19 protein-coding genes are annotated in these 25063 nt (G+C 68.1%); 6 read left to right on the top strand and 13 right to left on the bottom strand.

The genetic code is table 11. The features are described 5' to 3' along the window. The first annotated feature begins 23 nt into the window (after window positions 1-23). Window positions 24-1484 carry a DUF1254 domain-containing protein gene (locus ACU4E7_RS09280; RefSeq protein ID WP_447021339.1) on the top strand — a complete coding sequence of 487 codons (1461 nt, stop codon included), beginning with the start codon at window positions 24-26 and terminating at the stop codon, window positions 1482-1484. 53 nt (window positions 1485-1537) lie between these two features. Here ACU4E7_RS09280 and ACU4E7_RS09275 read toward each other — a convergent pair whose 3' ends face one another. Next, window positions 1538-3835 carry a tetratricopeptide repeat protein gene (locus tag ACU4E7_RS09275; RefSeq protein ID WP_447021338.1) on the bottom strand — a complete coding sequence of 766 codons (2298 nt, stop codon included), beginning with the start codon at window positions 3833-3835 and terminating at the stop codon, window positions 1538-1540. 438 nt (window positions 3836-4273) lie between these two features. On the opposite strand from ACU4E7_RS09275, the gene ACU4E7_RS09270 reads away from it, so the two are divergent. From ACU4E7_RS09270 to gltS, 5 genes are all read left to right on the top strand, one after another. Continuing rightward, entirely contained in the window at window positions 4274-5398 is a 1125-nt protein-coding gene (locus tag ACU4E7_RS09270; RefSeq protein WP_447021337.1) for an efflux RND transporter periplasmic adaptor subunit, read from the top strand. Then, window positions 5395-8484 carry an efflux RND transporter permease subunit gene (locus tag ACU4E7_RS09265; protein WP_447021336.1) on the top strand — a complete coding sequence of 1030 codons (3090 nt, stop codon included), beginning with the start codon at window positions 5395-5397 and terminating at the stop codon, window positions 8482-8484. Before ACU4E7_RS09270 ends, ACU4E7_RS09265 begins: the two co-directional genes overlap by 4 nt. A 147-nt stretch (window positions 8485-8631) precedes the next feature. Next, complete coding sequence (locus ACU4E7_RS09260) at window positions 8632-9651, top strand: patatin-like phospholipase family protein (RefSeq protein WP_447021335.1); 1020 nt, start codon at window positions 8632-8634, stop codon at window positions 9649-9651. 3 nt (window positions 9652-9654) lie between these two features. Beyond that, a complete protein-coding gene (locus ACU4E7_RS09255) occupies window positions 9655-11118 on the top strand; it encodes a GntP family permease (protein ID WP_447021334.1) in 1464 nt (487 codons plus the stop codon). A gap of 122 nt (window positions 11119-11240) precedes the next feature. Continuing rightward, entirely contained in the window at window positions 11241-12449 is a 1209-nt protein-coding gene (gltS, locus tag ACU4E7_RS09250) for a sodium/glutamate symporter (RefSeq protein WP_447021333.1), read from the top strand. A 21-nt stretch (window positions 12450-12470) separates the two neighbouring features. On the opposite strand, the gene ACU4E7_RS09245 is transcribed toward gltS, so the two are convergent. From ACU4E7_RS09245 to ACU4E7_RS09190, 12 genes are all read right to left on the bottom strand, one after another. Beyond that, on the bottom strand, window positions 12471-13670 hold the full coding sequence (locus ACU4E7_RS09245) for an alpha/beta hydrolase (protein ID WP_447021332.1): 1200 nt from the start codon (window positions 13668-13670) through the stop codon (window positions 12471-12473). A 148-nt stretch (window positions 13671-13818) separates the two neighbouring features. After that, on the bottom strand, window positions 13819-14586 hold the full coding sequence (locus ACU4E7_RS09240; protein ID WP_447021331.1) for an RES family NAD+ phosphorylase: 768 nt from the start codon (window positions 14584-14586) through the stop codon (window positions 13819-13821). Further along, a complete protein-coding gene (locus ACU4E7_RS09235) occupies window positions 14546-14980 on the bottom strand; it encodes an antitoxin Xre/MbcA/ParS toxin-binding domain-containing protein (protein WP_447021330.1) in 435 nt (144 codons plus the stop codon). The genes ACU4E7_RS09240 and ACU4E7_RS09235 overlap by 41 nt, the downstream gene beginning before the upstream one ends. Before the next feature lie 65 nt (window positions 14981-15045). After that, entirely contained in the window at window positions 15046-16296 is a 1251-nt protein-coding gene (gene zigA / locus ACU4E7_RS09230; protein ID WP_238123687.1) for a zinc metallochaperone GTPase ZigA, read from the bottom strand. A gap of 128 nt (window positions 16297-16424) precedes the next feature. After that, window positions 16425-17174 (bottom strand): Crp/Fnr family transcriptional regulator, encoded by a 750-nt coding sequence (locus tag ACU4E7_RS09225; RefSeq protein WP_447021329.1) that lies wholly within the window; start codon window positions 17172-17174, stop codon window positions 16425-16427. Window positions 17175-17182: 8 nt separating this feature from the next. After that, window positions 17183-18034 (bottom strand): ABC transporter ATP-binding protein, encoded by an 852-nt coding sequence (locus tag ACU4E7_RS09220; protein WP_447021328.1) that lies wholly within the window; start codon window positions 18032-18034, stop codon window positions 17183-17185. 39 nt (window positions 18035-18073) lie between these two features. After that, window positions 18074-19006 (bottom strand): ABC transporter permease, encoded by a 933-nt coding sequence (locus ACU4E7_RS09215; protein WP_447021327.1) that lies wholly within the window; start codon window positions 19004-19006, stop codon window positions 18074-18076. 76 nt (window positions 19007-19082) lie between these two features. Next, window positions 19083-20435, bottom strand: coding sequence for an ABC transporter substrate-binding protein (locus ACU4E7_RS09210; protein ID WP_238123691.1), 1353 nt, complete (start codon window positions 20433-20435; stop codon window positions 19083-19085). A gap of 507 nt (window positions 20436-20942) precedes the next feature. Next, a complete protein-coding gene (locus ACU4E7_RS09205) occupies window positions 20943-21665 on the bottom strand; it encodes a GntR family transcriptional regulator (RefSeq protein ID WP_238122044.1) in 723 nt (240 codons plus the stop codon). Window positions 21666-22072: 407 nt separating this feature from the next. Beyond that, window positions 22073-23026: a HEAT repeat domain-containing protein gene (locus ACU4E7_RS09200; protein ID WP_238122045.1), complete on the bottom strand. Its 954-nt coding sequence runs from the start codon at window positions 23024-23026 to the stop codon at window positions 22073-22075. 7 nt (window positions 23027-23033) lie between these two features. Continuing rightward, window positions 23034-23267, bottom strand: a complete 234-nt coding sequence (locus ACU4E7_RS09195) for a 4Fe-4S dicluster domain-containing protein (RefSeq protein ID WP_238122046.1) — start codon at window positions 23265-23267, stop codon at window positions 23034-23036. A gap of 41 nt (window positions 23268-23308) precedes the next feature. Beyond that, entirely contained in the window at window positions 23309-25048 is a 1740-nt protein-coding gene (locus ACU4E7_RS09190; protein WP_447021326.1) for a fumarate reductase/succinate dehydrogenase flavoprotein subunit, read from the bottom strand. Window positions 25049-25063 lie beyond the last annotated feature (15 nt).

The raw sequence follows: 25063 nt of genomic DNA, 5'->3' as shown, positions 1-25063 counted from the left end.
CCACTGTCTCGGGGATGTTCCAGATGAACACACGTTTGACCGGCCGCACACTGTCGCGCCGCGCCTTTCTGGCCACCACCGCCGTCGGCGCCCTGGCCACCGCCGTGGCCGTCGCGCCCGCCACCGGCCGGGCCGAGGCCGGCCTCAGCGCCGAAGAGGCCCGGCAGATCGCCATCGATGCCTATATCTATGGCTATTCCCTGGTCACCACCGACATCACCCGGCTGCAGATGAGCAATGTGGCCAAGCCCGGCCTGATGAGCGCGCCGCTGGGCTCGTTCTTCAATGTGCGAGGCTACCCGCCGGCGACCTATCGCGGCGTTTCGGCCACCAATGCGGACACGCTGTATTCCATGGCGTGGCTCGACCTGAAGGAGCCGATGGTCTTCAGCCATCCGGAGATCAAGGACCGCTTCTTCAACTTCGAGCTGGTCGACCTGTGGATGGTGGTGAAGCACTCGGTGGGCACCAACACCACCGGCACCGCCGCCGCCACCTATCTGTTCACCGGCCCCGGCTGGAGCGGCGAGGTGCCCAAGGGCATGACCCACATCGCCTATCCCACCCGTTACCTGGGCGTGCTGGGTCGCACCTACGCCCTCGACACCCCCGAGGACCTGGCCATCGTCCACACGCTGCAGGACCAGTACAAGGTCGTGCCCCTGTCGTCCTACGGCAAGGACTTCAGCTTCGTCGCCCCGCCCGTGGCGGATGTGGGCATCAAGATGGACGAGGCGCCGCAGAAGGTCATCCTGGCCCTCGGCGTCGAGGGTTATTTCGACTGGCTGACGCGGCTGATGGGCACCGTGGCCGTGCCGCCCGCCGCCGATGCACCGATGCTCGACAAGATGGCCCGGATCGGCATCGTGCCCGGCCAGCGCTTCAAGCTGTCAGCCCTCGATCCCGCCATCCGCGCGGCGCTCCAGGACGTGCCGCAGCGCGTCACCGACAAGCTGAACGAGACCTGGGCCACCCTCGGCAAGGATGTGAACGGCTGGCGGGTCACCAGCACCGGCGCCATCTACGGCACCGATTATCTGACCCGCGCCGCCTGGGCCTCCAACGGCTGGCCGGCCCAGCAGCCGCAGGTCTCGGTCTATCCCACCACCTATGTGGATGGCACCGGCGCCAAGCTCGACGGCCGGAACCGCTACACCGTGACCTTCAAGAAGGGCGAGATGCCGCCCGTCAATCCCAAGGCGTTCTGGTCGATCACCATGTATCAGATCGACAACGGGCTGTGGTTCTACCCCAATGCGCTGAACAAGCTCACGGTCAGCACCCGCAATGACTTCGTCTACAACGACGACGGCTCACTGACGCTCTATGTCCAGCACGAATCCCCGGGCAAGGACAAGGAGCAGAACTGGCTGCCGGCGCCGGCCGCGCCCTTCGCCCTGACCATGCGCCTCTACTGGCCCAACCGCACCCCGCCCTCCGTACTCGACGGCACCTGGGCGCCGCCGCCGGTGGTGAAGGCCTGACGCGCGGTTCGCGGCACGGCCCGCTGGCCGCGAACCGCCGCCAGCGGACGCGGTCAGCGCCCCTTGAGACGCTCCACCAGCCGGGCGAGATTGGCATCGTCCGGCTGCACCTGCGACAGGCGGGTGGCGAGGTCCGCCACCTGCGCCACCTGGCCGCCGCGGATCGCCCCCTGCAGCGCCAGCGTCAGCAGGCCCCCATCATAGGGGTGGCGGCGCAAGGCCTGATCGATCACCGCCCGCGCTTCCTCACCCTGGCCGGTGGACGTGAGGGCCACGGCATAGACGTAAGCGAAGCGCGGATCCTCCGGCGCCAGCTCCATGGCCTGCCGCAGTTCGCTCAGTGCCGCCTCGTAGCGCTTCTGCCGCACCAGAGAGAGACCGAGCGCATGATGCAGGGCCCCCGAGCGCGGGCTGGCGACGAGCGCCGCGCGCAACGTGCGCTCCACCTCCCCCTCGCGCCCCTGGGCCCGGTAGAGATCGGCCAGGTTGACCGTAAGCCCGGTGGCATCGGGGGCAAGGCGCAGCCCCGCCTGCAGCTCCGCCTCGGCGGCCGCCACATCGCCCCGCGCCGCCAGCACCCGCGCCAGGTTGGCCCGGGCGTCCGGCCGATCGGCGTTGAGCCGCTGGGCCGCCTCATATTCCGCCAGCGCGGTGGCGAGCCGGCCGCGCAGCTCCGGCGGCAGATCGGCCACCGCCTGATCGGCCAGCACCACCGCCGCCTCCATGCGCACCGCCGCCACCGGGTCCGCCAGCAGCGGACCGGCCAGGTCCAGGCGCCGGGCCGCCGGCTGGCCGGCCAGGCCGCGCAGCGCCACCACCCGCACCATGGGATCGGCATCGCCCAGCCCCTTCTCCACGGCGGCCGCGGTGGCCTGGGCGGGAAACTGCTGCGCCTCCGACAGGGCGGTCGCCCGCACGATGCCCGGCGTGGCGGGATCGTCGGCGAGCTGGAGCAGCAGCGCCCGCGCCGCCGGCTCGCCGGCGCGGGCCCGGTGGAACGCCTCGGTCCAGGTCTGGAAGCCCCTGCGGTCGGGCCCGTGCCAGCGGGCCACCGCATCGGCCGCCCATTGCGCCGGCTTGTCCCTGTGGCAGTCCGTGCAGGCGTTGGGCGTGCCGAACGCCACCGACTGGTCGGGCCGCGGCACGCGGAACGAATGATCGTGGCGCGGGTCCACCACCATATAGGTGCGCGCCGGCATGTGGCAGGAGATGCAGTCCGGCGCCTGCGGCCCCGGCACGTGGCCGGTATGACTCTGGCTGGCGAAACGCTCCGGCGCGTGGCACTGCCCGCACACGGCCGCCCCCTCCGCCTTGAGCGCGCCGCTGTGGGGATCGTGGCAATCGCTGCACACCACGCCCTTGGCATACATCAGGCTCTGCTTGAAGCTGTGGTCGTTGAAGACCTCGTCGCGCATCTGCCCGTCATCCTCGAACAGATCCCCCGAGAGCAGCGCCGGCAGATGGGTGTCGGTGAGCGGATGGCCCGGGGCCCAGTCCTCGGAGAGGATGCCGCGGCGGCCATGGCAGCGGGCGCAGGTCTCCACCTCGTCGCCACTGGGCCGGCTGGTGCCATGGGCCGGGCTGCCGGTGGCGGGATCAGGGGTCCAGTCGGGCGTGGGGCGGCGCGCGGGGAGACTGGCGAAACCCATGCGCGGCTGGGCGGGATCCGCCCCGCCGCGGGCCCAGGCGACATGCCCGCCCCCGGCGCCGTGACAGGACTCGCAGCCGACCGAGATCTCCGAGAAGGTGGTATTGAAGCGATCGGTGGCAGCGTCGTAATTCTTGCGCACCCCGGTGGAGTGGCACTCCGCGCACATGAAGTTCCAGTTCTGGCTGGGCCGGGTCCAGTGCAGGGGATCGCCGGCGCGGATCGGCTCCTTGGGATAGAGATGGAACCAGCGCTGGCCACCCGCCGCCTTCGGCCGGCTGTCCCAGGCGAACGGCAGGGCCTGCACCCGGCCGTCGGCGAACTCCACCAGATATTGCTGCAGCGGATGGACACCAAAGGTGTACTTCACCTCATAGGGGGTGTCGGCGCCATCCGGCCCCTGGGTGGTCACCATGAACTTGTCGCCGTCGCGGAAGAAGCGCGAGCGGGTGCCGAAATAATCGACATCGACCCCATTGAAGTCGCCGAGCACCGTCTGCGCGGTGGCGTGCTGCATGGCCACCGCATGCTGGGAGTTGCGCCACGCCTCGGTCTGCGTCCCATGGCAATCGGCGCAGGCCTCACTGCCCACCAGCGCCGGGGTCGGCTCGGCATCCACCCGCCGGGCGCCGATGCCGGCGATGGCGAGGGCCGACACCAGACCGACCGCCAGCGCGACGGCCATGCTCCGCAGATCGCTCAAATTCCACTCCCGTGCCGCCGACGGCCCGCCCGAACCTGGATCGGCCGAGTGGCACAACCCGGACCGGCACAACTCACACCACCGGACCCTCGATGCGATAGCCGATCCCCGCCCCTCTGTCCTGTCTTGAGACATCACCGCCGCGGCTTTGCCGGCGAAAGGTGCGCCCATGCAGCAACACTCCACACGAATGTGATGGCCTGCGGCCGAGCCGCCCTGCCCCACCAACCAGGAAGCGTGCGCGACCTTGATACCTCCACCGAAAGGCCATGCGGTGGAAACTCAAGCGCTGGCGGGATGCAGCCCTCCCCCGCGGCGGCCCATCGCCTCCGTCCGCGCGGTTTCATAGGGGACCAAAGTCGGCGGTGGCCGGCGCTAGTGGCACCGCAGCACCTCGGCTATAGGAAACCGATGTTTTGTCTGAAAAGGGGTGCCACCGTGGCCGTCGAGTCGCTTCTGCTGAAGACCACGCCGGCCTCCCGCAGGCGCCGGCTCGCCCTCCCGATCCTGCTCCTGGGCGCGCCGCTGCTGCTGGCGGCCTGCGGCGAGAAGCAGGAGGCGCAAGCCCCCGAGCCGCGCCCGGTGCGCACCGTGATCGCGGCGGCCCGGCCCGCCGGCGACACCGTCTCCCTCACCGGCCAAGTGGAGGCGCAGAACGAAGCCGCCTACGGCTTCCGCATCGGCGGACGCGTCATCGAGCGGCTGGTGAATGTGGGCGACCAGGTTCAACCCGGCCAGGTGCTGGCGCGGCTCGATCCGCAGGATGAGCAGAACGCCTTGCGCTCGGCCCAGGCGGCGGTCTCGGCGGCCACCGCCAACGTCACCCAGACCCGCAACCAGTATGAGCGCCAGCGCCAGCTGCTGGCCCGCGGCTTCACCCCGCGCGCCCAGTATGAGCAGGCCGAGCAGGCGTTCCTCAATGCCCGCGCCCAGCTCGACGACGCGGAAGCCCGGGTGCGCATGGCCGAAGACCGGCTCGGCTTCACCGAGCTGAAGGCGGATTCCGCCGGCGTCGTCACCCAGCGCCGGGCCGAGCCCGGCGAGGTGGTGCAGCCCGGCCAGCCCATCGTCGAGGTGGCGCGCCGCGATGGCCGCGACGCCGTGTTCGAGGTGCCCGCGGCGCTGCTCTCCACCTTGCCGAGCGATCCGCTGGTGGACGTCACCCTGGCCGGTGATCCCGCCGTGACCGCGCAGGGCCGGGTGCGCGAGGTGGCGCCCCAGGCCGATCCGGTCACCCGCACCTTCCGGGTCCGGGTGGGCCTCATCAACCCGCCGGAGGCGCTGCGCCTCGGCACCACGGTGATCGGCCGGGTGGCGGTGGACAATGCCCCGGTCATCGAGATTCCGGCGAGCGCCCTCACCCGCCTCAACGACAAGCCGGCGGTGTGGGTGGTGGATCCCAAGACCAAGACGGTGGCGCTGCGCACTGTGGACGTGCTGCGCTTCAGTCCCGCCGCGGTGGCGGTGGGCGACGGCCTGAAGGCCGATGAGATCGTGGTGACGGCAGGCGTCCAGGCCCTGCATCCGGGGCAGCAGGTGCGCCTGCTGGAGCCGCAGTCGTGAACGGCTTCAACCTCTCCGCCTGGGCGCTCAAGCACCGCTCCATCATCATCTACCTCATGGCCATCTCCGTGGTGGCCGGGGTGATGGCGTTCAAGAACCTGGGCCGGGCGGAAGACCCGACCTTCGTCATCAAGACCATGGTGGTGCAGGCCAACTGGCCGGGCGCGACCCTCGAAGAGACCTTCAAGCAGGTCACCGAGCGGCTGGAGCGCAAGCTGCAGGAGGTGCCGAAGCTCGACTATCTGGAGAGCTACACCCGCCCCGGCACCACCACCATCTTCGTGCAATTGAAGGGTTCGGCCACCGGCGCTGAGGTGCCGGACATTTGGTATCACGTGCGCAAGAGCGTGGGTGACATCCGCCACACCCTGCCCCAGGGCATCGTCGGACCGTTCTTCAATGACGAGTTCGGCGACACCTTCGGCATCATCTATGGCTTCACCTCGGACGGCTTCACCCAGCGCGAGCTGCGCGACTATGTGGAAGACGCCCGCTCCGAGCTGCTGCATGTACCGGACGTCTCGAAGATCGAGATCCTCGGCGCCCAGGACGAGCGCATCTTCATCGAGTTCTCCATGCGCGAGCTCGCCAGCCTCGGCATCGACCGGGCGGCGGTGCTGGCGGCCCTGCAGCGGCAAAACATCGTGCAGCCCTCGGGCGAGATCCGCACCGGTTCGGAGAACCTGGCGGTGCGGGTCTCCGGCGCCTTCTCCTCGGAACAGGACATCGCCAACGTCAATTTCGTGGTGAACGGCCGGCTCATCCGCCTCGCGGACATCGCCACCATCCGCCGCGGCTTTGCCGATCCGCCCCAGCCCATGTTCCGCGTTAACGGCCAGCCGGCCATCGGCCTCGCCATCGCCATGCGGGACGGCGGCGACATCCTGGCCATGGGCAAGAATATCGATGCCGCCATGAACCGCATCGTCGCCAACCTGCCGGTGGGCATCGAGGCGCATCTGGTGGCCGACCAGGCGGTGACGGTGAACAACGCCATCGCCGAGTTCATGGAAAGCCTGTGGCAGGCGGTGGCCATCATCCTGGTGGTGTCGTTCATCGCTCTGGGCGTGCGGGCGGGCGCCATCGTGGCGCTGGCCATCCCGCTCACCCTCGCCATCGTGTTCGCGCTCATGCAGATCGCCAACATCGACATGCAGCGCATTTCGCTGGGCGCCCTCATCATCGCCTTGGCGCTCATGGTGGACGACGCCATGACCACCACCGACGCGACGCTGACGCGGCTCGCCGCCGGGGATGACAAGGTCACCGCCGCCTCCTACGCCTTCAAGGCCTATGCGGCGGCCATGCTGGCCGGCACCCTGGTGACGGTGGCCGGCTTCGTGCCGGTGGGCTTCGCCGCCTCCTCGGCCGGCGAATACACCTTCACTTTGTTCGCGGTGGTGGCCATCGCCCTGCTGGTGTCGTGGATCGTGGCGGTGCTATTCGCGCCGCTGCTGCAGACGCTGATCCTGAAGGCGCCGCCCAGGAACCAGGTGCCCGATCCCGATGCGCCGCCGAAGGGAGTGATGGGGCTCTACCGCCGTTTGCTCATCGGCTGCCTCAAGATGCGCTGGGCCACCATCGCCGTGACCCTCGGCCTGTTCGTGCTGTCGGTGCTGGCGCTGCCGCTGATCCCGCGCCAGTTCTTCCCGTCGTCCGACCGGCCCGAGCTGCTGGTGGACCTCGCCTCGCCGCAAAACGCCTCCATCTACGCCAGCGAGGCGGTGGCGGAAGCGTTCGACAAGGTGCTGCAGGGCGATCCCGACGTGGACCGCTGGAGCACCTATGTGGGCCGTGGCGCCATCCGCTTCTATCTGCCCCTCGACGTGCAGCTGCCCAACGACTTCTTCGCCCAGACGGTGATCGTGGCGAAGGATGTGGCCGGGCGCGACCGGCTGCGCGCGAAGCTGGAGAAGGTGCTGGCGGAAGACTTCCCGCAGCTCGTCTCGCGCATCGCGCCGCTGGAGCTCGGCCCGCCGGTGGGCTGGCCGGTGCAATACCGGGTGTCCGGGCCGAACATCGAGAAGGTCCGCGCCATCGCCTTCGATCTGGCGGCGGTGGTGGCCTCCAACCCCAAGGCGGAGCAGATCAACTACAATTGGATCGAGCCCGCCCGCCAGGTGCGCATCGTGGTGAACCAGGACGAGGCGCGGCTGCTCGGCCTCTCCACCGCCCAGCTCGCCGGGGTGCTCAACACGGTGCTCAGCGGCGCGCCGGTGACCCAGGTACGGGACGACATCTATCTCGTCAATGTGGTGGCCCGCGCCACTGACGAGGAGCGTGTCTCCCTCGACAGCCTCGCCACCCTGCAGGTGCCTCTGCCCAGCGGCCGTACCGTGCCGCTGAGCCAGATCGCCACCTTCGAATATGGCCAGGACTATCCCGCCATCTGGCGGCGCGACCGGGTGCCCACGCTCACCGTGCAGGCGGACGTGACACGCGGCGTGCTGCCGGAGAGCGTGGTGGAAGCGCTGCAGCCGAAGATCGAGGCGCTGCGCAAGACCCTGCCCGCCGGCTACGACATCGCGGTGGGCGGCACGGTGGAGGAAAGCGCCGCCTCCCTCGCCTCGGTGGTGGCGGTGGTGCCGGTGATGCTGCTGTTGATGTTCACGGTGCTCATGTTCGAGCTGAAGAGCTTCCAGCGGCTCATCATCGTGCTGTCGGTGGCGCCGCTGGGCCTCATTGGCGTGGTGGCGGCGCTGCTCGCCTCCGGGCGACCGCTGGGCTTCGTGGCCATCCTCGGCGTGCTGGCGCTGATCGGCATGATCACCAAGAATGCGGTGATCCTGATCGGCCAGATCGAGGCCGACCGGGCCGCCGGCAAAAAGGTGTGGGATGCGGTGGTGCACGCCTCCTCCACCCGCTTCCGGCCCATCATGCTCACCGCCGTCTCGACCGTGCTGGGCATGATCCCCATCGCCCCCACCGTGTTCTGGGGGCCCATGGCCTTCGCCATCATGGGCGGTCTGTTGGTGGGCACCCTGCTCACCCTCATCTTCCTGCCGGCGCTCTACGTGGCCTGGTTCGGCCCCGATACCGGGCCGGAGCAGGCGGCTGCACCTGCCGCGGCGCCGGCCCACGCCTGACCGATGATCCCGGCGGCGGCACGCCGCCGGGCCCGAAGCAAGAGCGCCGCCCACGGCGTGACACCACCAGGAAACGCACAGGGCTTGCAGCAAACGCACAGCCCATACGCCCCGCGCGGGCGGGGCAACTGACTGGAGACGCGCGACATGGAACGCTCCCCCCTCCTCGTGGATCTGGCCCTGCAAGGTGGCGGCGCCCATGGCGCCTTCACCTGGGGCGTGCTCGACCGCCTGCTGGAAGAGAGCTGGCTGACCATCGACGGCATCTCCGGCACCTCGGCCGGCGCCATGAACGCGGCGGTGCTGGCCGACGGCTATGCCGCCGGCGGCGCCGAGGGGGCCCGTGCCGCCCTCGACCGCTATTGGCGCGCGGTCTCGGAAGCCGCCCGCTTCAGCCCGTTCCAGCGCAGCCCGCTCGACCGGCTGATGGGCCGCTGGACCCTGGACAATTCGCCCATGTTCTGGGGCATGGACATGATGTCCCGCATGTTTTCGCCCTATGACCTCAACCCGGCGAACCTCAACCCCCTGCGCGAGATCCTCGACGCGCACATCGATTTCGAGCGGCTGAAGGGCTCGCCCATCCGCCTGTTCATCACCGCCACCAACGTGCGCACCGGGCGCGGGCGGGTGTTCCGCAACGCCGAGATCACACCCGAGGTGCTGCTCGCCTCGGCCTGCCTGCCCACCCTGTTCCAGGCCATCGAGATCGACGGCGAGCCCTATTGGGATGGCGGCTATTCCGGCAACCCCACCATGACGCCGCTGGTGCGCGAGCTCTCATCCGACGACACCATCCTCATCCCCATCAATCCGGTGGAGCGCCCCGGCACGCCCAAATCCGCCGCCGACATCATGAACCGGCTCAACGAGGTGTCGTTCAACGCCGTGCTGCTCAAGGAGCTGCGCATGATCGCGCTGCTGCGCAAGGTGGCCGATCCGGGCAATAGCGAAGGCGCCGAATGGGCCAAGATGCGCATTCACATGGTGCCGAATTCCCTGATGGCGACGCTCGGCTATTCCTCCAAGCTCAATGCCGAATGGGACTTCCTGAGCATGCTCAAGGCGGAGGGCCGCGCATCGGCGGAGGCGTTCCTGGAGAAGGACGGTGACAAGCTGGGCGTCCAGTCCTCCATCGATCTCGACGTGCTGCTGGAAGGGGTGTGAGCCATGGGACTTCTCGGCATCCTGGTCGGTCTCGGCCTGCTCATCTATCTCGCCTTCCGCGGCTCCTCCATCCTGATCCTGGCGCCGGTGGCGGGCCTCATCGCCGCCGCCTTCTCCGGTGAGCCGCTGCTGGCGAGCTGGACCCAGACCTTCATGCGCAACGCGGCGGATTTCGTCGCCCAGTTCTTCCCGCTGTTCCTGCTCGGCGCGGTGTTCGGCAAGCTGATGGAGGATTCCGGCTCGGTCACCTCCATCGCCAACTACATGACGGTGAAGCTGGGTGCCCAGCGGGCCATCCTCGCCGTGGTGCTGGCCGGCGCCATCGTCACCTATGGCGGCGTCAGCCTGTTCGTCGCCTTTTTCGTGCTCGCCCCCATGGGCATCGCCCTGTTCCGTTCGGCCGGCGTGCCGCGGCGGCTGATGCCGGCGGCCATCGCGCTTGGCACCTCCACCTTCACCATGTCGGCCATGCCCGGCACCCCCTCCATCCAGAACGCCATTCCCATGCCGTTCTTCGGCACCACGCCGTTCGCGGCGCCGGGGCTCGGCATCATCGCCTCGCTGATCATGCTCGGCTTCGGCATGTGGTGGCTGAAGCGGCGGGAGACGGCTGCCCGCGCCCGGGGCGAGGGCTTCGGCGCCCTCACCGCCCCGGCGGACGAGAGCGCGGAGGAGGCCGCCGAGGATCCCATCGTGCGCGAGCGCGCCACCACTTCCGGCGCCTTCGACCCCTCGGAGATCCACTCCAGCGACGAAGCCGATAAGAACCCGCCCATCGTCCTCGCGGCCCTGCCCATCGTCGTGGTGATCGTCGTCAACCTGCTGATGTCGTTCGTCATCCTGCCGCGCATGGACAGCGGCTTCTTGGCCGCGCCGGAATGGGGCTCCACCTCGCTGTCGGCGGTGGGCGGCGTGTGGTCGGTGATCGTGGCGCTCACCGCCGCCATCATCGCCACCATCGCCATCAACTTCCGCTCGGTGCCGAAGCTGCGGGCCACCATGACCGCGGGCGCCAACGCCTCGGTGCTGCCGATCCTGTCGGTGGCGAGCCTGGTGGGCTTCGGCGCCATCGTCGCCGCGCTGCCGGCCTTTGCGGACGTGCGCAACTGGGTGCTGGGCATCGAGGGCGGCCCGCTGGTGTCGCTGGCGGTGGCCACCAACATCCTCGCCGCCCTCACCGGATCTGCCTCCGGCGGCCTCACCATCGCCCTCGACGCCCTCGGGCCAACCTACATGAAGATCGCCCACGAGATCGGCATGGACCCGGCGCTGATGCACCGGGTGGCGGTGATCGGCTCCGGCACCCTCGACAGCCTGCCGCACAATGGCGCGGTGGTGACGCTGCTGTCGGTGTGCGGCGTTTCCCACAAGGAAGGCTATCTCGACATCGTCATGGCCGGCATCGTCAGCGCCGTGCTGGCGCTGGTAGTGGTGATCGGCCTCGGCACCCTGGTGGGCAGCTTCTGAACCCCGGCCCGGCGCCTGCGGGTGCCGGGCCGACGCCCGCGTGCGGATTTGCGGGTGAGAAAGCCTCCGGAGTGTGCTTTCCTGCCCGCCACGTACAGCTTCAACGATCTCAAGGGAGAGACATGCCGGTCCATCTTCAGGTCTCGGGACTGCTCACATTCACCCTCGCCATCGTGGTCTATTTCGTCGGCGCGGGGCTCAATGGGGTCATCGCGCCGCTGCGGCGCTGGAACATTCCCGAAGCCGTGACCGGCGGCATCCTGGCAGCCGTGGCGACCCTCGTCGCCTATCGCGTGTTCAACGTCGCCATCTCGTTCGACCTGGCGGCGCGCGACATGCTGCTGCTCTATTTCTTCACCGGCATCGGCCTCAACGCCCGGCTGTCGGATCTGGTGGCGGGCGGCAAGCCGCTCGTCATCCTGCTGCTGCTCACGGTCGCCTATCTGGCGATCCAGAACCTCGTCGCCATCGGCGGCGTGGCGGCGGTGGGGCTGCCCTCCGGCATGGCGCCGCTGCTGGGCTCGGTGTCGCTGATCGGCGGCCATGGCACCACCATCGCCTGGGCGCCCATCATCGCCGAGCGGTTCGCCCTGCCCAACGCTTTGGAGGTGGGCATCGCCTCCGCCACCCTCGGCCTGGTGCTGGCGAGCGTGCTGGGCGGCCCGGTGGCCGGGGTGCTGATGAGCCGCTACAAGCTCAAGAACGACGCCATCGAGGCGCCCATGGTGGGCCTGCCCGAAGAGGACGTGGGGCCCGACGCCGGCAAGGTCACCTACCGCAACATCCTGAGCGCGGTGCTGGTGCTCAACGTGGTCATCCTGATCGCCTATGCCCTCGAGGATCTGGTGGAGATGACCGGGCTGAAGCTGCCGCTGTTCGTGGTGTGCCTGCTGGTGGCCATCGTGCTCACCAACACCCTGCCGCGGCTGATGCCGAAGATGGCCTGGCCGGCCCGCACGTCGGCGCTGGCGCTGATCTCCGATTTGTCGCTGAAGATCTTCCTCGCCATGTCGCTCATGAGCATGCAGCTGTGGACCCTGGGCGGGCTCGGCCCGGCGCTGGCGGTGGTGCTGGGGCTGCAGGCGCTGGTGTCGGTGGCCTACATCCTGTTCGTGGTGTTCCCGGCCATGGGCAAGACCTACCAGGCGGCGGTGCTCTCCGCCGGCTTCACCGGCATCAGCCTGGGCGCCACCCCCACCGCCATCGCCAACATGACGGCGGTGACCCGCACGCACGGCCCGGCACCTTTGGCCTTCATCATCCTGCCGCTGGTGTCGGCCTTCTTCATCGACATCGCCAACGCCATCGCCATCGGCTTCATGGTGCGCTGACGGTCCAGTCGTCGGCCTCGCCTAGGGACCGGTGACGGCGGCACGCCCGGCAGCGAACACCTGGATGGGCGCGCTCGCCACCGCGCCCACCAGGCCCGAGACCACATCGGGCGCGCCGGCCGGGGCCGTGCTGGCGATATCCTGGCCGGCAACGAACTGCTCGCCCATGATCTGCACCATCTGCGGGCTGGTGGCGAACTTGCTGTGGTTGAGGGAATCGCCCCCCTGCAACGCGGTGAGATCCAGCACCACCACCCCATCGCCCTGCTCCAGGCGGGCGGCGTAAGCGGGATCGGTGAGATCCACCGCGCCCACCCGCGTCACCTCACCCGCCAGCAGCCGCGACACGCTCAGGGCCCGGTCGTTGCGAGAGACGAAGATGGTCATGTGCGGCCGCTTCGGCCCCATGTCCCGGAGCTGGCGCTCGAACACGTCGATATCGAGATCCGGCGAGGCGAGGATGACGTTGGAGATCTTGGCCGGCACCTTGCCGTCACGCAGAGCAAGATCGCGCAGCGCCTCCACGGCGAGCCAGGCGCCCATGGAATGGGCCAGCACCACCACCTCGTCCACATGCGGGCTGGCGGCGGCGGTGGCGAGGACATTGGCGAGGTCGGTGCGCGAGAAATTGGTGCTCTCGCGATCATAGACATAGCTCGTCACCTGCCCGCGGGAGGGCCAGGAGAACAGCACCGGCACCAGATTGGTGTCGGTGTCATGGACGAACTGGGCGAAGCGGAACACGGCGGCGTCGAAACGGGTGTTGAAGCCGTGCACGAACACCAGCACCCGCCGCTTGGCCTTGGGCTGGCTCAGATACCAGTTGCGCACCCCGGCGCGGGTGAGCGGATCCACCTCGGTCACCGCAAATTCGCGGGTCGGGTTCGGCGGCACCTGCTGTGGCCATTGGATGGAGCCCACCGGCCGGTTGGGCGGAATGGAGACCACCATATTGGTGAAGGCGAGCCCGTCGCCGCGCTCCCCGGAGAACACCACGCCCGGCGCGGCGCTGGGCGCGCGGGTGGTGGCCACCAGCATATCCACCTGGGCGCCGCCGGCCACCGGCTCGCCCACCTCCACCGGCACCAGCACGCCCTCACGCGGCGCGCAGGCGCAGGCGAGGAGGCTGATTACGGAGGCTGCCAGCAGCGGGCGCAGCTTCAGCCTGGATCCACGCCGGAGCCCGACCACCTGTTTTCCGCTGCCTGCCACCACCGCCATGGGCCCATCCGCCGAAACGCCGTGCCGTCGGTGAGCGACGACCAGCCTCGCTTTTAAAGCACGGGCGCGGGCTTGAGAATGGCGCACGCCCCGCTGCGCCGCCCACATGGTTAGCCCATGGCGCACAGGGAAGAAACATGCCGCGCCGTCAGCGCGGCCAATCGAGCCCCGCGATCCGCGGATCGGCGGCAAACGCCGCCGGATCGAAGCCGAGCCGCTGCCGCGGAAAATCGCACACAGCCAGCACACCGTTGGCGCTGAGGCGGATCTGCCAGCTCTGGTGCTCCACCGGGGCGGGCGCGGCGAAGGCGGCGCAGGTGAGCACGGCGAGATTGGCGCCGGCATGAGGATCGCGCACCGATTGGTAGCGGATCAGCTCCGCCCCCGCCGCCCGCGCCCCATCGGCCAGATCCTGGCACGGGGCATAGGCGGTGGGATGGGTCCAGGTGGCGGCATCCCCAGCGAGCGGCGGCGCCGTCAGGTCCAGCGCCCGCGGTGTGGAAAGGGATGCGCAGAAGGCGGTGTAAGGCGCGGCATTGTCCGGCCATGGCACCTGCGGCGCCTCGGCGAAGAACAGCAGGCGATAGAAGGCGAGCTCGGCCACCGCCGTCTCCACCCGCTCGGCGGCATAATAGACCCCCGGCGTGCGCCCGGCCCGGCGGAAGCGGGAGCCGTGGGGATAGGGCGGCTCATAGCGGAACGGCGTGAACAGGAGATAGTTGAGCCCCTGGCACTCGGGCGGCAGCGGCGGCTTGCTCGCCTCCAGCAGCCCTTCCAGCAGGGCCTGCTCATCGAGCGTATCCACCAGCTTGGCGGTGGAGACCACATGCTGCGCCTCCACCAGCCGCCAGCAGCGCCCCGCGTGGGGACGCAGCTCAGACGATAGCGCGGCGGGCGTCCAGATAGGCAAGGACATCGATGAGACCGGTGATGGTGCGGATCTTCTCAGCGGGCGTGGCACCCAAAGCGAGGTTGGGCGCCACGAGCCAGGCCCGCGCCACCCTCTCATCGCCCCCCACCAGCGCGTCGAGGGCACGGAACAGCCGCACGAACAACACCGCCAGCTCGAACGGCTTGGTGCCCGGCTCCAGGCGGAAGGCACCACTGCGCAGCCGCGACAGGCTGGCCGGGCTGAGGCCGAGGATGGGGGCCAGGGCCGCGCCCTTCACATCCAGCCGCTGCGCCGCCCGCACCACCGCCTTGGACAAGACCGCACCGGCGTCCGGCGCGGGCCCAGAATGATCGCTCGGCGAATGATCGCCCGCTGGGTGATGGCGCGGGTCTCCCCTCCCCTGCGCTACCGCTGACATGCGCCCGCTCCTTTGTTCCTATGGAAAATATAATGCACTTATCTTTCCATAGGAAGAGCCGGCACTCAGGCCGGGGCCGCCTCCCAGGCCGGAAACGGATCGGGCAGCGCCTTGAGCTTGTCGGGGTTGAACAATTTGGGGTCGGTGGGCCCCACCAGACAGGCATCCAGCGCCGCCCGCATGGCGGCCTCGTCGAGCCCCATGCCGATGAACACCAGTTCCTGCCGCCGGTCGCCATAGCCCGGCACCCATTGAGCCCGCAGCCAGGAACGCCAATCGGGCTCGGTGGGCCAATATTGCTTGGGCACCCCGGCCCACCAGCGGCCGATGCTGCCGGTCTGGCAGATGGCGCCGGCAAGACTCATCTCGCCCACCCGCCCCGGCCGGGTGGCGAGCCAGAACAGCCCCTTGGCCCGCACCAGGCCGGGCCAGGTGGCGCACAGGAAATCGTGGAACCGTTCCGGATGGAAGGGCCGCCGGGCGCGATAGACGAAGCTGCCGACGCCATATTCCTCCGTCTCCGGCACATGATCCTTGAAGCCGTTCAGCTCCTTGAACCACACCGGGTGGGTGCTGGCCTTCTCGAAATCGAACCGTCCGGTGCCCAGCACCTCGCCCGGTGCGACATGGGCATAATCGGTTTCCACCACCCGCGCGTCCGGGTTGAGCGACTTCACCACCCCGCGCACTGCCGCCAGCCGCTCGGGATCCACGCTGGAGATCTTGTTGAGCACGATCACGTCGGCGAACTCGATCTGGTCCGTGAGCAGGTCCACCAGGGTGCGATGATCCTCCTCCCCCGCCGTCTCGCCCCGGTCGCGCAGGACGTCGCGCGAGCCGAAATCGTTGAGCAGGTTGGCCGCGTCCACCACCGTCACCATGGTGTCGAGCCGCGCCACGTCGGAAAGGGAGGCCCCGTCCTCGTCGCGGAAATCGAAGGTGGCGGCCACCGGCAGGGGCTCGGCGATGCCGGTCGATTCGATCAGCAGGTAATCGAACCGCCCCTCGGCGGCGAGCCGGCGCACCTCGGAGAGCAGATCATCCCTGAGGGTGCAGCAGATGCAGCCGTTGGTCATCTCCACCAGCTTCTCCTCGGCCCGCGACAGGTTCGCCTCCCCCGCCCGCACCAGCGCCGCATCGATATTCACCTCGCTCATGTCGTTGACGATGACCGCCACCTTGAGGCCGGCCCGGTTCGACAGGATGTGGTTGAGAAGGGTGGTCTTTCCCGATCCGAGAAAGCCGGACAGCACGGTCACCGGCAGGCGAAGGTCCTGATGGTGATCCTTAAGGGGATCGTTGTGGCGATGCTCCATCTGCATCTCTCCTCGCTCCAGAGGCGCGCGCCGGGGCTCGCCCCCTCGCGCGTCGATGCAGATGATATATTATATCATTTAGAGCGCCGTAAAGGTCCCGCTCCGACAGGGCCTCACCGCGGCCGGCCTCAGCCGTGCATCTCGGCGCTGAGCAGGTCGTAATTCTCCACCACGATGGACTGCCGGCTGACGGAGATGAGGCCGCGCTTCTGGAACTTGTCGAGGGTCATGGTCACCCATTGCCGGGTGGCGCCGACGATGGCCGCCAGCTGGTCATGGGTCAGCTTGCGCTCGATCACCAGACGGTTGCCTTCCGGCCGGCCGGCGGTATCGGCGAAGATGATGAGCAGATGGGCCAGCCGTTCGGTGACCGAGCGGGTTCCCAGCATCTGCACCAGCGCCGAATAGCATTTGCCCTTGGCCACCAGCCCCTCGATGAGGCAGATGGCGAACCGCGGCATGGTCTCCACCAGCAGGCGGATCTTGGCGCCGGTGAGATAGAGCACCTCGGCTTCCTCGTGCACGTCCGCCGACCATACATGGGCGCCGCCGCCGAACACCTCGGGACCGCCCACGAAATGACCGCTGGTCCACAGGGCGAGCGTGATCTCGCGTCCGGCCGGGCTCACATAGAAGGTGCGCACCGTGCCGCTCTCGATCAGCCAGATGCCGGCATGCACGTCGCCCTGGCGGAACAGGCTCTCGCCCGCGGCCACCCGCCGGGTGGTGCCGGCGGCCCGCACCTGGGCGATCTCCGCCGGCGACAGGCGCTGCAGGAAATCGGCGCCGGCATTGAGGGCGTCGCGCTCCTCGCTGAGGAACACCGCCGATGCGGCATCCGCCGCGCTGGCGCCGATCCGGCGCTCGGCAAGGGCCATGGCGCGGCTCACTGGCTCTGCTGGGCGAAGGCCCGCAGGCTCTCGGCGCGGATCGCCTCATGGCAGGCCCGCTTCAAGCCCGTGAAGGCCTCGCTGGTGGCGAGCTCCGAGCTGCGCGGCCGCGGCAGGGTCACCTTCAGGTCGGCGATCACCGAGCCCGGGCTGGCACTCATGATGACGATGCGATCGGCCAGGAAAATGGCCTCGTCCACATCATGGGTCACGAACACCACGGTGATGCCGAATGCGCTCCAGATCTCCAGGAGGCTCTCCTGCATCATCAGCCGGGTCTGCGCATCGAGGGCGCCGAAGGGCTCGTCCATCAGCAGCACGCTGGGCGAATTGGCCAGCGCCCGGGCGATGCCCACCCGCTGCTGCATGCCGCCCGACAGCTCGGCCGGATAGGCATTGGCGAATTTGGTGAGCCCCACCATCTCCAGGAAGGTGGCGGCGATGGCGGCGCATTCCGCCTTGGGCCGGCCCGCCACCTTGGGGCCGAACACGATGTTCTCGGCAATGGTCTTCCAGGGGAACAGCGAATATTGCTGGAACACCATGCCCCGCTCCGGGCCCGGCCCGCGCACCGGCGCATCATCCACCAGCACCTCGCCGGTGCTTGGCCGCACATAGCCGGCGATGGAACTGAGCAGCGTGGACTTGCCGCAGCCGGAAGGGCCGAGGATGCACACGAACTCACCGGGCCTGATGTCGAGATTGGTCTCCATCACCGCCTGATGGGTCTTGCGCCCCGAGCCGAAGGAGATGGTCACCCCATCCACCCGGATATGGCCGCGGCCAACGCTGCCGCGCTGAGAACCAAGGCCGGCCAGGCGCTCGGTGAAGGAAACCACCTCTTTCATCGTCCATGCTCCGAAAAGGTTACGGGTGGGCCGGCCGGGTCAGCGCGCCTTGCGCTGCCACTTGAGGAGCGGCTGCGCCAGAAGGCGCACCAGCGAGGTGGAGACGGTGCCGAGCAGGCCGGTCACCAGCATGCCGACGATGATGTCCGGGTAGTTCACCAGCGAATAGGCGTTCCAGGTGAAATAGCCGATGCCGTACTGGCCGGAGATGATCTCCCCCGCCAGCAGCGAGAACCAGCTCACCCCCATGCCCACCGCGAGGCCCGTGACGATATTGGGCAGCGCCGCCGGAAAGATCACCTGGGCGAAGATCTGCAGCGGCGAGGCGCCGAGGGATTTGGCCGCGCGCACCAGCACTTCCGGCGCCTGCTCCACCCCGTGCATGGTGTTGATGACCACCGGGAACAGCGCGCCGAGAAAGGTGATGAAGACGATGGAAGCCTCATCCGTGGGCCACATCAGGATGGCGAGGGGAATCCAGGCGACCGCCGGGATCGGCCGCAGGATCTCGATATAGGGGGCGATGAGGGCGGCGCCGAAGCGTGAGCGCCCCATCACCGTGCCGAGCAGCACGCCCAGCACCGCGGCAATGCAGAAGCCGGCGGCGATGCGCAGCACCGAGACTTCGATATGGATATAGAATTCGCGGTCCATCACGTGGTCAGTGAACGCCGCGCCGGGCAGCGGCACATTGGCGAAATTGATGAAGAAATTGACCTTGTTTGCGCTCATGAGCTGCCACAGGCCGAGGCCAATGGCGAGGCCGATGCACCCCACCACCAAGCCATAGGCCCGGGTCTGGAACCAGCCGGCCACCGCCTGCGCCACCACGACGCCCACGGAGGGCGGTCCCTCGCGCTCCTCCACCACCGGCGGCCGGCCACCGCCGCGCGGGGTCTCGCCGGGCGCGGGCGGCACGGCCACCAGGGTGGGACCGGCATAGGCAACCTGGGGCTTCAGCGCATCTTGCATGGGTGCAGTTTCCTGAAACAAACGGGCCAATCATCGGCGGGATGCCGGCGGCGCCGTGCGCCGCCGGCATCAGGCATCACGACGCGATGGCTTCCCAGCCCACCATCTTGCCGCCCGAGCTCCTGGCGAACGCCTCGGCATCGCCCTTCTTCATGAAGGCGGTGAGGGCGCCGTCCTTGCCTTCCACGAAGAAGGCCACCTTGCCGAACAGCTTCAGGCCGCTGGCGTGGTCATAGACATAGGTGGCGAACACCGTCTTCTTGTCGGCCTTGGCTGCCTTGGCGGCGTCGGTCATGGCCTTGATGCTGTCGAAGCTGGTGATGCCGGCGCCATCGATCCAGATTTCCGCCGGCTTCAGGCCGGGCGCGCCGGGCTTGGAGCTCACCACGCTCTTCACCGCCGCGTCATAGTCCTTGCCCTGCGCCTTGTAGGCCGCCTTGACGAAGCTCGGGTCCACCCAGCGGGAGAAGTCGAGGGGGGTGAGCTTGGTCTCCTTGGCCAACAGGTCGTGGTCATACTTCAGCGCGTCCACCCACTGGGCCTTGAGGGTGGGCTCGAAGGTGGAGATGCCGCCGTTGCTGAAATAGAGGTAGAGCACTTCCTTCTCGATGCCGGTCCATTCGGAGACCTTGGTGGCGGCCACGACCGGATCCTTGGCGATCCAGTCCTGGGCCTCCATGGTGGCGTCCACATAGGCCTGCACGAGCTCGGGATACTTGTCGGCGAACGCCTTCAGCACCACCGTGCCGTGGAAGGTGGGAATGTCCGCCTCGCTGCCGTCGAAGATCTTGCGGCCTGTGCCGCGGAATTCCATCACCTCCGACCAGGGGCAGAAGTCCGCGTGGGCATCCACCTTGCCCTGGGCGATGGAGGCAACACCCACCGGCGGCGCCTGGTTCTGGATGCGCACGTCGTCGCTGAGGCCGGCATCGCGCAGCGCCTTCAGCGTCATGCCCCAGGCGGCGGAGCCCACCGGGGTGGAGATGGTCTTGCCCTTGAGATCGCTGAGCGCGAACACCTCGGACGCCACCGGCACCACGATGCCGTTGCCGGTGCCCTTTAGATTGTAGCCGGTGATGGCGATGAGGCGGGTCTCGGCATTGCCGGAGGCCTCGAACTTGGCGCCGTTGACGATGAGGGGATAGTCGCCCATCACGCCGAAGGCGAGCTTGCCGGCCAGCATCTGGTTGGTGATCGGCGGCCCGGACGTATAGTCCTGGTAGACCACCTTGTAATCCACATCCTTATACTTGCCGTCGTGGGGCAGGTGCTTTTCGAGAAGGCCGAGCTTCTCAAGGATGATGCCGCCCGGCACGGTGTTGGTCACGGTGCTCTGGTGACCGATGCCGATCTCGATCGTCTCGGCGAAGGCAGGTGCGCTCAATAGCGCGGTCAAGGCTACGCCCAAGAGCATCGAATGATGTCGCATGTCTGACCCCTCGCAAGCTGCCACTGGTCTGGCACTGGTCTGCCACTTGGCTAAAACGCCCTCTGAAAGGCGCAACAGCCGTGCCATTCGCACCGTGCATGCCGTGACTGGAGTTGGAAAATCTCTAGAAAACAAGGCTTAAGGCATAGGCGCGGAAAGTCCCTTCCGCTGCGATGCCTGCGTCTTCGTCACTGCCTCTTGCTCACGCAGAGCGCAGTTGACTGCCCGTTGAGCAGGCCCCTTCGACACTTGATAATACAAGTTGGCTGCGGTGCCGGCACGGCAGGCACTCCTTTCCCAAGATCACCGGGAACCTTGATGCACACAGCCTTCACGGTCCGCTGTCGGAGCTGGGAGAGGCGCGCGCAGGCAGGATGAGGCACCGGCGCCGGGGCCTCCTGCCCCGATCGCCGATGCCTCAACCGTGGCGCCACCCTGATCTATTGTCAATAATTTTGATTGATTTAATGCACATATCGCGCACGCAACCGTTGGGAACCCGCCGGCCTACCAGCGCGGAATCCGCGCCTTGAAGCGGTGGCTGCCGGCCGGGGCGTAGAGGCTCTCGAAATCGATCGGCCGCCCGTCCATGGCATAGGTCAGGCGCTCGATATGGATCACCGGCGCCCCGGGGGTGAAGGGCAGGTCCACCGCCGGCACCGGCGCGCACAGCTCCACCCCCGCCTCAACCACGCTCATGGTGATGTCGGCAAAGCCGATCTCGATGCCCAGATCGGTCTCGATGAGCTTGAAGATGTCCACCCGCTGCAAATCGAGATCGAGCAGGGGACGACCCACATCGAGGGGGAAATAGCTGAGGTCCACGGACAAGGTGACGCCGGCGGCGATGCGCAGCCGCTCGATCTTCACCACCCCGTCGCCGCGCTTCACATTGAGCGCCCGCGCCACCTTGGCGGGGGCTTCCACCACCGCCGCGCTCAACACCTGGGAGCGGGTATCCACCCCCAAGGGCTCCATCATCTCACCGAACCCCTGGAGCCGGCCGAGATCCTGCATGGCGCTGATGTTGCGGACGAAATAGCCCTTGCCCTGGTGGCTGCTCACGAGCCCGCCGGCGCGCAGCAGGTCGAGGGCCTGGCGCACGGTGATGCGGCTCACCTGGAATTGCTGGCTGAGCTCGTTCTCGCTGGGCAGCGCGGTGCCGGGGCGGAAGCGCCCGTCGAGCATGCCGCGCAGCAGCCATTCCTTCAGCTCGAGATATTTCGGCACCCGCGGCGCCTTGGTGCGCGACGCCAGGCGCCGGGTCCCGTCATGTCCGCTACTTTGCCCGCTACTATGCCCGCCACCTTCCAGCGCGCCGTGTCCACCGGTTCCGCTGTGTCCGCCGCCCGCCGGTCGCCGCACGTCCTCGTGTCCCTCGCCACCCGGTGGCTCCTGGGACAGGACCGCGGCACGGCGCGGAGCGGGACGGGGCAAGCCCGGCGTCTTCAGTCCATCGGACGGAATGGCAGCGACCTCCGGGCTGTGGCCTCCATCGGGCATTTTCAAGCGGCGGAAAGACCGGTCCACGTGAAGAAAATGCAGTCGGTCAATAACCTACGCTGTTTCGTCGGGTCCATGAAACAAGGAAACGGCGTCGGATGGCGCAGGCGCGGCGGGCCGCGCCTGCAGACCGTTCATTCTATCCGGCTCAGCGCCCAGCGCACGTTCTTTCGCACATCCGGGTCGCCGTCATCGACATAGCGCTCCAGATAGGGCCGGGCCGAGGCATGGGCGATCTCGCCCAGGGCCGCCGCGGCCTCCTTGCGCAGGTTGCTGATCTCGTCGCCCAGGGCGGCGGCGATCTGCGGCACGGCTTCGACCACCTTCAACTGGCCGAGGCTGCGCACGATTTTCACCCGCACCTGCCAGTCGGCATCATTGATGGCAGCGAGGAGCGGCGCGGCGCCGCGGGCGTACCGCCCCTTGCCCAGCATCTCGGCACCGGTCTCGCGCACCGACCAGTCGGCATCGGCGAGGGCGCGGATGAGCGCCTCGGCGGCATGGTTGGAGCGGGAGAAGGCGAGCGCCCCCACCGCGGTGCGCCGCACCTCGGCCATGGGGTCGCGGGCGCAGGCGATGAGCGCCGGCAAGGTCTCTTCCGCCTTCAGATAGCCGATCACCCCCAGCGCCTCCACCCGCACCTGCGGGTCTTGGTCCTCCAGCGCCCGCAGGGCATAGGCCAGGGCCTCCGGGCGGCGCAATTCCTTCACCCCGCGCAGGGCGCCGGAGCGTACCCGCGGGTCGGCATGGCCGATCAGCGGGAAGATGGGATCGGCGGCGGCCGGGTCCTTCAGTTCGGCGAGGCTGTCGGCGGCGGCGCGGGCCACCCGCGGATCGGCGTCGACGAGGCCGATCACCAGCATCTCCGCGGTCTCGCGCCCATCGAACTCGCCCAGCGCGATGGCCGCCTGCAGACGCACCTCCGCGCTCTCGTCTTTCAGCGCCGAGCCGATGAGGGCGACAGCGGCGGGGTCGGCGGTGTCCGCCAGTTCCATCACCGCCACCCGGCGCACGCTGGCATCGGCATCGTGCAGCTTGTCGGCGAGGTCCTCGACGTCGGTGAAGGCCTCGAACGGCTCGAAGGTCATCGGCGCCTCACTTCAGCAGGTAGGGAATGTTGACGGTGACGGCGCCGGTGGGGCAATCCGCCTCGCACGGCATGCAGTACCAGCACTCGTCGAACTTCATATAGGCCTTGCCGGTGAGCTCGGAGATGCGCAGCACATCGAGCGGGCAGACATCGACGCAGACGGTGCAGCCCTTGTCGGCGATGCACTTTCCCTCGTCGACGACGACCGGAACGGCGGTGGATGTATTGGCCAGGGGCATGGCGGGGCTCCTTTGTTCTATGCTTTTCGGTGGGCTCTCGCTCAGGCTTCGGCCGTGATGCGCTGCTTGTAATAGGCGTCCTTCTCGTCATCGGAGATGGGGACGATATAGGGCTGGACCGCGCGCTTCTCGCAGCCCATGGAGCCGTCCGCCTGCTTGGACAGGAGCACGTGGCACTTCCAGTCGGCGTCGTTGCGCTCGGGGAAGTCGGTGCGCCAGTGGTAGAGGCCCCAGCGGCTTTCGGTGCGGTAGAGCGAGGCGCAGGCGGCCATGTCAGCGCAATCGAGAATGGAGGCCACCTCCATGGCGCGCATCAGCTCGTGGGAATCGCGCACCACCATGGCGTTCTCCAGGTCCTCGCGCACCTCGGCGAAGCGGGCCTGGGCCAGCTCGTATTTGCGCGTCACCTTGGGCGGCTGGAGATAGTCGTTCACCAGGCGGCGCACCTTGTATTCGATCTGGTTGGGGGGAATGCCGTCCTCGCGCCGGGTGGGCGCCAGCACCCGCTCCTGCTCGCGGGCCACATCCGCCCGGTCGAATTCCTCGAAATCCACCTCGGCGGCGAAATCGATGGCGTGCTCGCCGGCAATGGCCCCATTGGTGAAGGCGCCGAGCATGTAATTGTGCGGCACGCTGGCCATGTCACCGGCGGCGTAGAGGCCCGGCACCGTGGTGCGGGCGAACTCGTCCACGAACACGCCCGAGGCCGAATGGCCGGAGCAGAAGCCGATTTCCGAGATGTGCATCTCGATCATGGTCTCGGCATAGTGGGTGCCGCGCGCTTCATGGAAGCGCCCGCGGGAGGGCCGCTCCACCGTGTGCAGGATCTGCTCGATATGCTCGGCGGTCTCCTTGTGCAGGTGGTTGAGGCGCAGGAACACCGGGCCGTTGCCCGACTGCAGCTCCTTGTAGAACTCCTGCATCATCTGGCCCGACCAATAGTCGCATTCGATAAAGCGCTCGCCCTTGGCATTGGCGGTGTAGCCGCCGAACGGGCCGGCCACATAGGCGCAGGCCGGGCCGTTATAGTCCTTGATCAGCGGGTTGATCTGAAAGCACTCGAGGTTCGCGAGCTTGGCCCCGGCGTGATAGGCCATGGCATAACCCTCGCCGGAATTGGCCGGGTTCTCATAGGTGCCGAACAGATAACCGGAGGTGGGCAGACCGAGCCGGCCAGCGGCGCCCATGCTCATGATCACCGTCTTGGCCCGCACCACCAGGAACTCGCCCGAGCGGGTGTTCACCGCCACCGCGCCGGCGATGCGGCCGCTCTTGCCGGTGATGAGGCGGGTGGCCATGAACCGGTTGGAGATGAGGATGCGCGCCCGCCGCAGCTGGCGATAGAGCGCCTTCTTCACCGTCTCGCCATTGGGCATGGGCAGGACGTAGGTGCCCATATGGTGCACCTTCTTCACGTCATAGTCGCCGTTCTCGTCCTTCTGGAAGCGGATGCCGAACTTGTCGAGCTCCTGGATGATCTCGAAGCAGTTCTGCGCATATTTCAGCACCGCCGCCTGATCGACGATGCCGTCGTTGGCGATGGTGATTTCCTTGGTGTACTGCTCCGGCGTCGAATGGCCGGGGATCACGGCATTGTTCAGCCCGTCCATGCCCATGGAGATGGCGCCGGACCGCTTCACATTGGCCTTTTCCAGAAGCACGACCTTGGCATCCGGATTCTTCATCTTGGCCTTGTAGGCCGCCATCGGGCCAGCGGTGCCGCCGCCGATGACCAGGACATCGCAGTCGATCTCGGAAAGTCCGGCCTTGATCTCGTCCACTCTTGCCTCCTGCAA

The sequence above is a fragment of the Xanthobacter sp. ZOL 2024 genome (genome assembly GCF_052932325.1).
This window is presented reverse-complemented; position numbering and strand designations above follow the sequence as displayed.

Bases quoted from the DNA above. Each gene is read 5' to 3' on its own strand.
- ACU4E7_RS09235 (WP_447021330.1), bottom strand. From the start codon at position 14,980: ATGTCAGCGGTAGCGCAGGGGAGGGGAGACCCGCGCCATCACCCAGCG.
- ACU4E7_RS09255 (WP_447021334.1), top strand. From the start codon at position 9,655: ATGGGACTTCTCGGCATCCTGGTCGGTCTCGGCCTGCTCATCTATCTC.
- ACU4E7_RS09195 (WP_238122046.1), bottom strand. From the start codon at position 23,267: ATGCCCCTGGCCAATACATCCACCGCCGTTCCGGTCGTCGTCGACGAG.
- ACU4E7_RS09215 (WP_447021327.1), bottom strand. From the start codon at position 19,006: ATGCAAGATGCGCTGAAGCCCCAGGTTGCCTATGCCGGTCCCACCCTG.
- ACU4E7_RS09240 (WP_447021331.1), bottom strand. From the start codon at position 14,586: ATGTCCTTGCCTATCTGGACGCCCGCCGCGCTATCGTCTGAGCTGCGT.
- gltS (WP_447021333.1), top strand. From the start codon at position 11,241: ATGCCGGTCCATCTTCAGGTCTCGGGACTGCTCACATTCACCCTCGCC.
- ACU4E7_RS09210 (WP_238123691.1), bottom strand. From the start codon at position 20,435: ATGCGACATCATTCGATGCTCTTGGGCGTAGCCTTGACCGCGCTATTG.
- zigA (WP_238123687.1), bottom strand. From the start codon at position 16,296: ATGGAGCATCGCCACAACGATCCCCTTAAGGATCACCATCAGGACCTT.
- ACU4E7_RS09245 (WP_447021332.1), bottom strand. From the start codon at position 13,670: ATGGCGGTGGTGGCAGGCAGCGGAAAACAGGTGGTCGGGCTCCGGCGT.
- ACU4E7_RS09225 (WP_447021329.1), bottom strand. From the start codon at position 17,174: ATGGCCCTTGCCGAGCGCCGGATCGGCGCCAGCGCGGCGGATGCCGCA.
- ACU4E7_RS09280 (WP_447021339.1), top strand. From the start codon at position 24: ATGAACACACGTTTGACCGGCCGCACACTGTCGCGCCGCGCCTTTCTG.
- ACU4E7_RS09260 (WP_447021335.1), top strand. From the start codon at position 8,632: ATGGAACGCTCCCCCCTCCTCGTGGATCTGGCCCTGCAAGGTGGCGGC.
- ACU4E7_RS09200 (WP_238122045.1), bottom strand. From the start codon at position 23,026: ATGACCTTCGAGCCGTTCGAGGCCTTCACCGACGTCGAGGACCTCGCC.
- ACU4E7_RS09220 (WP_447021328.1), bottom strand. From the start codon at position 18,034: ATGAAAGAGGTGGTTTCCTTCACCGAGCGCCTGGCCGGCCTTGGTTCT.